At 59.7% G+C, this 12,001-nt stretch carries 10 protein-coding genes; 5 read left to right on the top strand and 5 right to left on the bottom strand.

Annotated features, from left to right (window positions below; genetic code table 11):
• Positions 1–26: 26 nt before the first annotated feature.
• From tal to pgl, 5 genes are all read left to right on the top strand, one after another.
• Positions 27–1,142, top strand: coding sequence for a transaldolase (gene tal / locus KUF55_RS07575; RefSeq protein ID WP_132365272.1), 1,116 nt, complete (start codon positions 27–29; stop codon positions 1,140–1,142).
• Positions 1,139–2,770: a glucose-6-phosphate isomerase gene (locus tag KUF55_RS07570; protein WP_218818472.1), complete on the top strand. Its 1,632-nt coding sequence runs from the start codon at positions 1,139–1,141 to the stop codon at positions 2,768–2,770. The genes tal and KUF55_RS07570 overlap by 4 nt, the downstream gene beginning before the upstream one ends.
• 131 nt (positions 2,771–2,901) lie before the next feature.
• Positions 2,902–4,461 carry a glucose-6-phosphate dehydrogenase gene (gene zwf, locus KUF55_RS07565; RefSeq protein ID WP_132365270.1) on the top strand — a complete coding sequence of 520 codons (1,560 nt, stop codon included), beginning with the start codon at positions 2,902–2,904 and terminating at the stop codon, positions 4,459–4,461.
• On the top strand, positions 4,458–5,399 hold the full coding sequence (locus tag KUF55_RS07560; protein WP_132365269.1) for a glucose-6-phosphate dehydrogenase assembly protein OpcA: 942 nt from the start codon (positions 4,458–4,460) through the stop codon (positions 5,397–5,399). Before zwf ends, KUF55_RS07560 begins: the two co-directional genes overlap by 4 nt.
• The gene (gene pgl / locus KUF55_RS07555) at positions 5,389–6,153 is read left to right on the top strand and encodes a 6-phosphogluconolactonase (protein ID WP_370630987.1); all 765 of its coding nucleotides are present in this window, start codon (positions 5,389–5,391) and stop codon (positions 6,151–6,153) included. Before KUF55_RS07560 ends, pgl begins: the two co-directional genes overlap by 11 nt.
• Before the next feature lie 177 nt (positions 6,154–6,330).
• Here pgl and KUF55_RS07550 read toward each other — a convergent pair whose 3' ends face one another.
• The 5 genes from KUF55_RS07550 to pgk all read right to left on the bottom strand — a co-directional run bounded on the left by KUF55_RS07550 (position 6,331) and on the right by pgk (position 11,980).
• Positions 6,331–7,611 (bottom strand): hypothetical protein, encoded by a 1,281-nt coding sequence (locus KUF55_RS07550; RefSeq protein WP_218818470.1) that lies wholly within the window; start codon positions 7,609–7,611, stop codon positions 6,331–6,333.
• Positions 7,608–8,429 carry an alpha/beta hydrolase gene (locus tag KUF55_RS07545; RefSeq protein ID WP_218818469.1) on the bottom strand — a complete coding sequence of 274 codons (822 nt, stop codon included), beginning with the start codon at positions 8,427–8,429 and terminating at the stop codon, positions 7,608–7,610. Before KUF55_RS07545 ends, KUF55_RS07550 begins: the two co-directional genes overlap by 4 nt.
• Positions 8,430–9,655: 1,226 nt before the next feature.
• A complete protein-coding gene (secG, locus tag KUF55_RS07540; protein ID WP_218818468.1) occupies positions 9,656–9,907 on the bottom strand; it encodes a preprotein translocase subunit SecG in 252 nt (83 codons plus the stop codon).
• Between the two features lie 28 nt (positions 9,908–9,935).
• The gene (gene tpiA, locus KUF55_RS07535; protein WP_132365266.1) at positions 9,936–10,751 is read right to left on the bottom strand and encodes a triose-phosphate isomerase; all 816 of its coding nucleotides are present in this window, start codon (positions 10,749–10,751) and stop codon (positions 9,936–9,938) included.
• Positions 10,748–11,980, bottom strand: a complete 1,233-nt coding sequence (pgk, locus tag KUF55_RS07530; protein ID WP_218818467.1) for a phosphoglycerate kinase — start codon at positions 11,978–11,980, stop codon at positions 10,748–10,750. Before pgk ends, tpiA begins: the two co-directional genes overlap by 4 nt.
• Between the last annotated feature and the right edge of the window lie 21 nt (positions 11,981–12,001).

The raw sequence follows: 12,001 nt of genomic DNA, 5'->3' as shown, positions 1-12,001 counted from the left end.
CACCACTTCCCAAAGGATTTTTCATCGTGAGTAACACAAACACCCAGGCACTTTCCGACGCCGGCGTATCCATCTGGTTGGATGACCTTTCACGCGAGCGCTTGTCCTCCGGTTCGCTGGAAGCACTGATCAAGGAGAAGAACGTTGTTGGTGTGACCACCAACCCCTCGATCTTCCACGCCGCACTGTCCAACGGCGAGTCCTACGCGCAGCAGGTTGCCCAGCTGGCAGCCGCCGGCATGGACGCCGAGGAAGCAGTCTTCAAGATCACCAGCGATGACGTCGCGGCCGCCTGCGACCTGTTCGCACCCATCGCCGCGGCCACCAACGGTGCCGATGGCCGCGTCTCCATCGAGGTTGACCCGCGTCTTGCCCGCAAGACCGCGGAGACCATCGCCGAAGCCAAGGTGCTCTACGACCTGGTCAACCGCGAAAACGTGCTCATCAAGATCCCGGCGACCGTCGAGGGCCTGGAAGCCATCGCCGAAACCTTGGCCGCCGGCATCTCGGTGAACGTCACCCTGATCTTCTCCCTGGAACGCTACCGCGCGGTCATCAACGCCTTCCTCACCGGTCTGGAGGCAGCGAAGGCCAATGGCCACGATGTGTCAAAGATCCACTCGGTCGCTTCCTTCTTCGTTTCCCGCGTGGATTCGGAAATTGACGCCCGCCTGAACGTCATCAACACCCCCGAGGCCGAGTCGATGCGTGGCAAGGCCGGACTGGCCAACGCCATTTTGGCCTACCAGGTCTACGAGGAGTCCTTCACCTCCGAGCGCTGGAACCTGTTGGCCGCCGCCGGCGCCAACGCACAGCGCCCGCTGTGGGCCTCCACCGGCGTGAAGGATCCGGCCCTGCCGGACACCCTCTACGTCACCGGACTGTGCGCACCGAACACCGTGAACACCATGCCGGAGAAGACCCTGGAAGCCACCGCCGATCACGCGGTGATCACCGGAGATACCGTCACCGGCGGCTACGCCGAGGCCAACGCCGTGCTCGACTCCCTCGCTGCCCTGGGTGTTGACTACAACGATGTTGTGGCCAAGCTCGAGGTTGAGGGTCTGGAGAAGTTCGAGAGCGCCTGGAACGAACTACTCACCGACCTCGCAGCCTCGCTGAAGAACGCTGGCGGGAAATGAGTTCCCTCGGGTTCATCGCCATGGGGGCCGCGCAGGCGGCCATCGAGGCGCATGTACCCACCTTGGTCACCACGCAGGTAGCCAGCCGCATCAGCAACAAGGACACCAGCATCTGGGTCCCCTCGGCACGCGAGGAGGCGGCCACGCGTCTGGGCTGGATCGATGCCCCGAGCACCTCGCGGGCCCTGGTGCCAGCGATCCTGGCGCTGCGTGATGAGTTGCGCGCCGAGGGGGTCAACCGCATTGTGCTCGCCGGCATGGGCGGCTCCTCACTGGCCCCGGAGGTCATCTGCGCCACCAATAATGTGGAGCTGGTGGTCGCCGATTCCACCGACCCGGAGATGCTCGCCGGCATCCTGACCGATCGCTTGGCGACCACCGCGCTGGTGGTTTCCTCAAAGTCTGGCTCCACCGTGGAGACCGACTCGCAGCGTCGCGTCTTTGAGCAGGCGTTTAATGACGCCGGCATCAACGCCGCACGCCGCATCATCGTGGTCACCGATCCCGGCTCGCCGATGGATGAGGCCAGCCGTGCCGCCGGATACCGCGCGGTCTTTAATGCCGATCCGAACGTTGGCGGGCGCTACTCGGCGCTCACCGCCTTCGGTCTGGTGCCCGCGGGCCTGGCCGGCGTGGACATCGCCGCCTTCCTCGATGAGGCCGCCGACGCAGCGGAGTTCCTCGCCGAGGACGATGAAGATAACATCGCCCTCGCCCTGGGCGCCGCGATGGCCGGCACCGTGCCGCTGCGTGACAAGCTGATCTTCAGCGATGAGGGATCGGGACTGGTGGGCTTTGCCGACTGGGCCGAACAGCTCATCGCCGAATCCACCGGCAAGTCTCAGCGCGGGGTACTACCCGTTGTGGTGGAGGCCGGATCCCCGGAAACCACCAGCGCCGCGGCGGATTTCCTGCAGATTCGTCTGGTGGCCGACACCGGCCTGCTCACCGATGATGAGCTGGATGCGTCCAGCTCCGCCGTGGCCCTCTCCGGCGCCCTCGGTGCGCAGATGCTGCTCTGGGAGTACGCCACGGTGATCGCCGGGCACCTGTTGGAGATCGATCCGTTTAACCAGCCCGACGTGGAGGCGGCCAAGGTTGCGGCCCGTTCGTTCCTGGATGCTACCCCGGAGGATGAATCGCCGCTGCTGGTTGAGGGCGCCATCGAGGTGAGCGGATCGGCCGATTTGTTGGCCGGAGTGAACACGCTGACCGAGGCGCTTAATGCCCTGTTGGCGGCCATGCCGTCCAACGGTTACCTCGCGGTGCAGACCTACCTGAACCGTCACGCCGATGGGCAACTGGAGGAGTTGCGTCCGCTGTTGGCGGCCGCGACTGATCGCCCGGTAACCTTCGGCTGGGGTCCGCGCTTCTTGCACTCCACCGGACAGTTCCACAAGGGTGGCCCACGCGTGGGCGCCTACCTGCAGCTGAGCGCCGAGTCCACCATGGATCTGTCCATCCCCGGACGAGACTTCACCTTCGGTGAGTTGCTCGCCGCGCAGTCCAGCGGAGATGCCCACGTGCTCACCGATCTGGGTCGCCCGGTCTTGCGTCTGCACCTACGTGACAAGGACGCGGGAATCCGCCAGCTCGAAGAATTGGTGCGGAACCTGGCCACGGCCTAAAACACACCGGTACGTCTGCTTCATCGCTTCAGCGCGTATCGGGTACATTTGCTACCCGGTGCGCGCTGTTGACCGCAGTACCACCCTTTTGCTTTTCCCCCCTCCCTCCTGCGAAGGATTCTGCCCCGCTGATGCTTGATTCCTCTCGGCGCACCGCGTCAACCACCCCCAATCCCCTGCGCGATCGTCGGGACCGACGCCTGGACCGCATTGCCGGTCCCTCGGCCCTGGTGTTCTTCGGCATCACCGGGGATCTGGCCCGCAAAAAACTCATGCCCGCCGTGTACGACCTGGCCAACCGCGGCCTGCTGCCGCCCAACTTCGCGATTGTTGGCTTCGGCCGCCGCGACTGGGACGCGCAGCAATTTGCCGCCGAGGCCAAGGCCTGGGTTCAGGCCCACGCGCGCACCGCCTTTAACGAGACGGTCTGGGAGCAGCTCTCCAGCGGCCTGCGTTTCATTTCCGGTGGTTTTGACGATGACGATGCCTTCATCCGGCTTCGCGCGACCCTTGCGGAACTGAACACCACCCGCGGCACCGGCAAAAACCACGCTTTTTATCTCTCCATCCCCCCGAACTCCTTTGAGCAGGTCTGCGAGCAGCTTTCCAAGCACGGGCTGGCCAACGATGCTTCCCCGGATGCCGGCTGGTCACGCGTGGTCATCGAAAAGCCGTTTGGGCACAACCTGAAGTCGGCCCGTGAGCTGAACGAGATCGTTGAATCGGTGTTCCCGCCCGATGCCGTCTTCCGCATCGACCACTATCTGGGCAAGGAAACGGTGCAGAACCTGCTGGCACTGCGCTTCGCCAACCAGCTTTTTGAACCGCTATGGAACTCCAAGTACGTTGACCATGTGCAGATCACCATGGCCGAGGACATCGGCATTGGCGGCCGCGCCGGGTACTACGACGGGGTCGGCGCCGCCCGCGACGTCATTCAGAACCACCTGCTGCAGCTTTTGGCCCTCACCGCCATGGAGGAGCCCATCAGCTTCGACGCCGATCACCTGCGCAGCGAGAAGGAAAAGATTCTCGCCGCCGTGCGTCTACCCGAGGACCTGGGGCAGGCAAGCGCCCGCGGGCAATACACCTCCGGCTGGCAGGGTGGGGAAAAGGTCACCGGCTTCCTGGACGAGGAGGGCTTTAATCCTGCGTCGAAGACCGAAACCTACGCGGCGATCAAGGTGGATATCAACACCCGCCGCTGGGCCGGTGCACCGTTCTACCTGCGCGCCGGCAAACGCCTGGGCCGTCGCGTCACCGAGATCGCGGTGGTCTTCAAGCGCGCTCCCAACCTGCTCTTCCGTGATCACCAGGATGACGAGTTTGGGCAGAACGCCATCGTCATCCGGGTGCAGCCCGATGAGGGCGTGACGCTGCGTTTCGGCTCCAAGGTTCCCGGCACCCAGATGGAGGTGCGCGATGTGACCATGGACTTCGGTTACGGGCACGCCTTCACCGAGTCCTCCCCCGAGGCCTACGAACGACTGATCTTGGACGTCTTGCTCGGCGAACCACCGCTGTTCCCGAGGCACGAAGAAGTTGAACAGTCCTGGCGCATCCTTGACCCGTTTGAGGAGTACTGGGCGGCTGCCACCGAACAGCCCGAACCCTACGCCCCGGGCTCCTGGGGACCGGCCTCGGCCGACGAATTGATGGCTCGCGACGGAAGGACATGGCGCCGCCCATGATTGTGCAGATGCAGGACACCACCACCTCGAAGATCTCCAAGAAATTGGTCACGATGCGCAGCGCCGGTGGTTCCTCCGCGCTCTCGCGCGTACTGACCCTGCTGGTGATCACCCGTGCCGGCTTCGAGGAAGCCGCCATCTCGGCCGCCGCGTTGGCCAGCCGCGAACACCCTTGCCGCATTGTGGTGATCGTTCAGGGCGATCCCACCGAGGAGACTCGACTCGACGCGCAGATTCGTCTCGGTGGCGAGGCAGGTGCCGCCGAAGTCATCGTGCTGCACACCTTTGGCCCCGACGCCAAGGTGGATGAATCCCTGGTCTCCGGTTTGCTGTTGCCCGACGCCCCGATCGTGGCCTGGTGGCCGCATGGGGTGCCGGCCGATGCGGCCAATACCCCGCTGGGCCGTATCGCGCACCGCCGCATCACCGATTCCGGTGCCGAGGAGGACCCGCGCGCCGCGCTCTTCTCGCTGGCCGAGACCTACCGTGCCGGAGACACCGATCTGGCATGGACCCGACTGACCCTCTGGCGTGCCCAGCTGGCTTCGGTCTTTGACCAGTTGGACCCGGCCCTAGTCACCTCGGCCACCGTCACCGGAGCGGTGGATTCACCCTCAACGGTGCTGCTGGCCGCCTGGCTGCGGCTGCGCCTGCGCATCCCCGTCACCCTGGCCTCGACACCCGAGGGCACCGGCGTTCGTTCGGTGCGCTTCTGCCGCACGGCCGGGGACGTGGAACTCAGCCGCCCACCGGGGGATGTGGCCGAGCTGTACCAGCCGGGGCAAAAGGCTCAACTCATTTCCCTGCCACAACGTTCGGTCTCCGACTGCCTCTCCGAGGAGATGCGCCGACTAGACCCGGACGAGCTCTTTGGCGAGGTGGTGCGTGAGGGACTGAAACTCACCAACCTGAGGAGCATCCGTGCCAGTGAACGCTAAACGCCACGTGGTGATCCACCCGGATCTCCCCAGCACCGCCGCGGCCATCGCCGCCCGGCTCATCACCGCCATCATCGACGCTCAGGCAGCCCGCGGTGAGGCCAGCGTGGTACTCACCGGCGGCACGCTGGGCATCGCCTCGCTGGCTCAGGTGGCCGCCTCCCCCGCGCTGAGTGCGGTCGATTGGTCGCGAGTGAACATCTATTGGGGAGATGAACGCTTTGTCGAATCCAACTCCGCTGATCGCAACGCGGTCCAGGCGGAGGTCTTGCTCTCGGTGCTTGATGGCCACGGCCTCGATCGCGGCCGGGTGCACGTCATGGGTTCAACCGATGACTTCGGCACTCCCGAGGAGGCTGCCGTGGCCTACGCGAACGTCTTGGCCGAAGAGGCGTCGAACGAGGGCACACCCGGAGAACTGCCGATCTTCGATGTGTTGATGCTGGGCATGGGCCCGGATTCCCACGTGGCCTCGCTCTTCCCCGATCATGTGGGAGCGGCAACCACCGGCGCCCATGTCATCGGGGTGCACGCTTCACCCAAGCCGCCACCGTTGCGCGTGTCCTTGAGTTTTGAGGCCATCAATTCCGCCCGCGCCGTGTGGCTGGTGGTGGCCGGGGCGGACAAGGCGCCGGCCGCCGGTGTGGCCCTGGGCCAGACGCCGGTGACCCGCGAACGAGTTCCGGCTTCGGGCGTGTCGGGCAGAACCGGTACCTGGTGGCTGCTGGATGCGGCAGCGGCCGCCCTGATCTAGGCGTAGGGTTGCCTGTTCAACTTGGCGTCCTTGCGATGCCGCAAAAAATTCCTGCTGCTTCAAGGACCAAGTCGGCCTAGCCACGGCACAATTGACGGAACAAATACCGCCTGACCTAGCGAGCTTTGTTGAATTATGGAACAGTGCTAAAGAGCACAGTCAAGCGCTTCGCGGCGATCAATTCACTTGAGTCGAATTGACAAACACCAGCGGAGCACGAAGGCCATCGCTTCCTCGCCCCTTTCCTATAACTCGGATTTCGGCGCCGTTCTTAGAATCAACGAGTCGCACTGCAGATTTGGTAACTTCAACGGACACTCTATCTCCGCCGACAACGACAACCTTCGAGCCAGATTTCCTGACCTCAGATGACACTTTTTCCCACAGCCCTGCAACAGTTGCTGACGAAATATGTACGATCTCCTCACCCAACGGTCCAATCACTTTCTTGCCCGAAGATTTCGCCTCAACGCTCACATTCAGGAATTTTACTTGCTTTGGGTCGACCGCCAGATCTTTTAGAATGTTCTCACGAAAAACAAGGCTCTCGGGTGATTCTGACTTCATACTCGCGACAAATATATTGTTTTCACGAACTACAGACTTTAAAGTCGAACCAGGTAACGAGTTCAAATGATCAATCAATTTCCGCCCTGTTCGCTTTGGAAAGCTATCAAACGCTCGCATTCTGAACGAACGTTCCGTCACCTTGGGCGACCATCGCCCGAGGTTGCGCCTGCGCGCGGGAATCAACAGCGAACTTTTTTGATGTGACTTCGAAATCAGATTCTCATGAACACGGACAGATGCACTGCCTAGCTTTCCCTCAACGAAACTTTCGGCTGCATTACTTTCTCGAGACTTCCTTGCCCGTTTTGCAAGAGCTTGAACGAACTTCTGCAGTTGATCAATGCGAGTATCTATTAGTTCATTCGTTGCAAACCGCCAGTCAGAAGGGTATCCGGAAGTGAACTCTCGACCATCAATAATATCGCTTATATAGTACGAGCTTATCCATGAAATTTGATCAAGTAGTTCATCTAATTGCCCCAAGCTACTACCATACTCCGGGCGATCACCGTCCTTGACGCCAGCAAACTTAGAACGAAGACTTAAGCACCTTCGAAGTATCATAATCTGCTTTTTCCATTCAGAATCATCCGCGTAGAAAATTAATCCAATCGCTTTAATGTCATCCGGTTCCAACAAGTCCATCGAATAGGATAGCTGTCTGCGGAAAATTTCCAGTATCGCCCGATCCTCCACCGGCTTGCTAGTGGCGATGGAATCTAGAGGGAAATATCCAATTTCACTTCCAAGGCGGCGCCATTCGCCCAGCTCTTCCAAGATTCTAACTTGAACAGCCTCAATATATTTCAAGGGGTTTAATGCGAGACTCCCTCTGACCTTAAGTACAAATTGATCAAAGTTGTTGAGACGAAATCCTTCTATAGTCATTTCTTCACACCATCACTTTGAATAAAGGTCCAAGGGGTTACATAAGAACTTGACGGCTTACAAATGGTCGTGTGAGTTTTTCCACGAACTTCACCTATTACGACGTCAACACTTGTCGAAGTTACGGCAACGACATGCTCTGGACGTGCCCATAGAATTAAGTTTGTCAAGCCCAGCGGGGTGACACTGAATCGACTTGCCAAAATATCGCATCGCCCCTTCAGATCGGTTAAATATGGCGAGTTAACCTTAAGATCAGCAAGGTAGGAAATGAAGGGAGATAATATCTCCCCCATGCACAGTAGCCACAATGTCCCCATTGGCCGAAACCCCCCATGCGCCGGGCTAAATAACCGAACGTTAGAATTCGAATATATTACTTCTTCCTGCAAATTATTTATAACATTAGCAGCGTCGTTGGAAACAATCTGCTTAACAATTACTCCACCCATCGAGTGACCGACGAGGTATAGTTCTTCATATTCTTCATTATTGTACTCACGAAGTTTATAGTCACCAGACATGTACATGCTACTATTCTGTGCTGGATAATAACACTTCAGTTCTTCATGAATGTTTCCTGAAAGCCCTTGAATTGACTGGTTGGATTGAATTGTTTTATAGCCTACAAACAAAAGATCTGACTCTAACCAAAACTGTTCGCCTTCGGGAAAATCCACCATATTCCCCCATGATGATTTATCCCTTCCAAGAAAACCATGGATAAATACAATAAGTCGCTTTGGTGGAATAGATGCAGCGTAAGCTACTTTTGCGTGATCACCATCTAAACGAATTTCCTCGTGACTAAGTCGCACGATTACCCCTAACTATTTTTCAACAGATGCCAATAAACTCTTCCTCGTCAGAGTCCAACGAAGATTAAAATTATTCTAAGTGTAGCCTTTTGTATCTAGCAGGACGATGTTTTCACTTTCTCGAATTTACGATTTGGCTGCAACGATACAGGTGGTAGTCGTGGGTCAAAGCTTTCCGCTGAAGAGTTGGATCAGACCGTCGATTCAGCCAAACGTGTATTCACAGTCCTAGAAAAATAGTTGCATGGAACAGGAAAATGCTCGGGGTCGGCGGCACAAAGACTTTGGACAATTTTCCGCGTAGCTTGGCTATTCGAATTTCCAGCACGGCAAGATTACTGTCAAGCGGTGCACAAAGCCTAGACGCAGACTGCAAGCAGGTCCACACACAACGCTGGTGTCGATCCATCGAACCAATGCCCCCTGTTCGATGCCCATTTCGCTACTCATGGAAAAGATGGTGCCAATCCGAGGCGCGTGCAGCTTCAAGGACTGGCAGCACACTAACTGCCCGGGTATGCCTTCGGAAACGGACTCATGTTGATAGTGGGACGGGTGACTGCGAGAAGGTCGTCGAGCACCTGTCAGGCCACGAACTAGGGCTCTGTGTCGGTGGTTAGTTGTGCCTGGATGGTAGGCAGTGTTGGAGGTGTGGTCGTATAACACTTGGGTGCTGCGAAAGGCTGTATGGTCTGCGAGTCCGCATCGCAGTACGTCAACGCGTTTCGCATGGAAAGTCCGATGAAGTGGGACGGTACCTCGGACTCGATGATGTCTTCAACTTCGCTACTTTGGATGCAAGTAGTCAACATTCACAGCGAGACCGTAGCCACAACTACAGATTCCTCTCTGCACGAAATTCTGTGCTGTCCAAGTGATTGACCAGAGTGGTCGTGTTCGACTCTGTGGCTGCTGGGCTGAAGGTCTGGAAGTGGTTCGTGGCGCGGACGTTAGCCGAGGACACCATTCCGTACTGGTTAACTGTTCTAATCTGTTCAATTCAAACAGTGGCTAGGTGGTGCGGTGATTGGTGATATGCGCATGTTCTCGCTAGCTGCCGTTGCGCTTGGCGCTCGAGGCCCCGGTACCTGGTGGCTGCTGGATGCGGCAGCGGCCGCCCTGATCTAGGCGTAACAAACAAAAGCGCGGTCCGCTGAGTTCCCGTTGAAGGGGAAGCTCAGCGGACCGCGCTTTTTGCTGTGCTCAGAAGAGCGTGGTGCTAAAGATTAGGATTCGACGCTGAAGCGCATGAGCAGTCCCAGGCCGATGATGACGGCGACCCAGATCAGACCCAGGACGACCGTGACCCGGTTGAGGTTACGCTCGGCAACGCCGGAGGACCCCAGTGATGAGGTCATGCCACCGCCGAACATGTCAGACATGCCGCCTCCGCGGCCCTTGTGCAGCAGGATCAGCAGTGTTAACAACAGGCTGGTGATGCCCAACAAGATCTGCAATATCAACTTGATGACGTCCATAATTGCCCTTCAATCAGCTCGGTGGCGATTAGTCGGTCACCAGGTGGTGCTCGAACCTAACAATATTAGCAAACTCGGCGGCATCAAGTGATGCGCCACCGACCAACACGCCATCAACATCGCGCTGCGCCAGGATCTGGGCAACGTTTGAGGCCTTGACCGAACCGCCGTAGAGCACGCGGACCTTCGAGGCGATGTCGGCATCGTAGAGCAGCCCGAGTTCGGTGCGGATGGCTGCACAGAGTTCCTGTGCGTCCTCGGGACCGGCGACTTCTCCGGTACCGATGGCCCAGACCGGCTCGTAGGCGATGACCAGTGTGGCTGCCTGCTCGGCGGTGATTCCCGCCAGCGAACCGCGCAGCTGCTCCAGCGTGTACTCAACGTGGGTTCCGGCCTGACGAATCTCCAGGCCCTCCCCCACACACAACACCGGTGTCAGCTCGTGTCGGTAGGCGGCGGCAACCTTGGTGGCCAGCAACGCGTCCGACTCACCGTGGAGGGCACGACGTTCACTGTGCCCCACCAAGACGTAGCTGCAGCCCAGACGGGAGAGGAACTGGCCGGAGATTTCCCCGGTGTACGCTCCCGAATCCTGGGCGGAGAGATCCTGGGCGCCGTAGCGCACCGGGAGATCATCGCCCATGGTCAGCGTCTGTACCCCGCGCAGGTCGGTGAAGGGCGGGAAGACCGCCACCTCAACCCGGGCGAAGTCATGCTCGGCGTCGGCCAAGGTCCAGGCCAACTTCTGCAGCAGCGTGATGCCCTGGACGTGGTCCATGTTCATCTTCCAGTTGCCGGCAATCAGCGGCTTCCGGTCGAAGGTGCCGTTTGTCGATGTTGTCACTTACGTGCCTCCAGGGCGATCAAACCCGGCAGTTCCTTGCCCTCAAGGTATTCGAGGGAGGCACCGCCGCCGGTTGAGATGTGTCCAAATTCGTCATCGTTGAAGCCCAGGGTGCGTACGGCGGCGGCCGAATCGCCACCACCGACCACACTGAAGGCCTCGGATTCGGCCAGTGCACCCGCCACGGCACGTGTCCCGTTGGCAAACGCCGGGATCTCGAAGACGCCCATCGGGCCATTCCAGAACACCGTGTTGGCGCTGCGGATGTAGCTGGCGAACTTCTCCCCGGAATCCGGACCAATGTCCAAGCCCAGGCCGGTGTCCCCGAAGGTACCACCGGTGATGTCGTCGGCCGCCCGCACCTCGGAGAGCGCATCGGCACCAAACTTCGATGCCACCACCACATCGGTGGGCAGCACGATCTCACAGCCGAGTTCCTTGGCTCGTGAGAGGTAACCGCGGCAGGTCTCGAGCTGATCAACTTCCAGCAGCGAGCCGCCCACCTCGTGGCCCAGGGCCTTGAGGAAGGTGAAGGCCATGCCGCCACCGATCAACAGGTGGTCGGCGCGTCCGAGCAGGTTGTCAATGACAGCCAGCTTGTCCGAGACCTTTGAACCGCCAAGAACCACCACGTAGGGGCGCTTGGGAGCCTCGGTGAGGGTCTTGAGCACCCGCACCTCGGTGGCCACCAGGTCGCCCTGGTAGGCGGGCAGCAAGGCAGCGATGTCATAAACGGAGGCGTGCTTGCGGTGTACGGCGCCGAAGGCATCGTTCACGTAGGCACCGTTTTCCCCGGTTAATGCGGCCAGTTCGGCGGCCAGCGCGGCACGCTCGGATTCGACCTTGGAGGTTTCGCGCGCATCAAAACGCACGTTTTCCAAGACGAGGACCGAACCGTCGGCGAGCTTGGCTGCCAGTTCCTGGGCCGAGGCACCCACCACGTCGGTGGCAACAACCACGTTGAGCCCGGAGAGCTCGGCCAGCTTGGTGGCTGCGGGAGAAATAGAGTACTGGGGGTCGGGTTCGCCCTTGGGGCGACCCAAGTGGGCCATCACGATGACGCGAGCGCCGGCCTCGGCCAGCTTCTGCACCACCGGAATGGAGGCGCGTACGCGCCCGTCGTCGGTGACGGTGAGCCCATCAAGCGGCACGTTCAGGTCGCTACGGACCAGAACGTGCCGCCCCTGGACACCATCGGCGATCAATTCGTCGAGAGTGTGGGAAGTCATGTGACTAGGTTATCTGAACTC

The organism is Paeniglutamicibacter sp. Y32M11 (assembly GCF_019285735.1).
GTDB lineage: Bacteria > Actinomycetota > Actinomycetes > Actinomycetales > Micrococcaceae > Paeniglutamicibacter.
This window is presented reverse-complemented; position numbering and strand designations above follow the sequence as displayed.

Excerpts from the sequence above, each read along its gene's own strand:
- KUF55_RS07570 (WP_218818472.1), top strand. The coding sequence starts at position 1,139 with ATGAGTTCCCTCGGGTTCATCGCCATGGGGGCCGCGCAGGCGGCCATC.
- zwf (WP_132365270.1), top strand. The coding sequence starts at position 2,902 with ATGCTTGATTCCTCTCGGCGCACCGCGTCAACCACCCCCAATCCCCTG.
- KUF55_RS07560 (WP_132365269.1), top strand. The coding sequence starts at position 4,458 with ATGATTGTGCAGATGCAGGACACCACCACCTCGAAGATCTCCAAGAAA.
- KUF55_RS07550 (WP_218818470.1), bottom strand. The coding sequence starts at position 7,611 with ATGACTATAGAAGGATTTCGTCTCAACAACTTTGATCAATTTGTACTT.
- secG (WP_218818468.1), bottom strand. The coding sequence starts at position 9,907 with ATGGACGTCATCAAGTTGATATTGCAGATCTTGTTGGGCATCACCAGC.
- pgk (WP_218818467.1), bottom strand. The coding sequence starts at position 11,980 with ATGACTTCCCACACTCTCGACGAATTGATCGCCGATGGTGTCCAGGGG.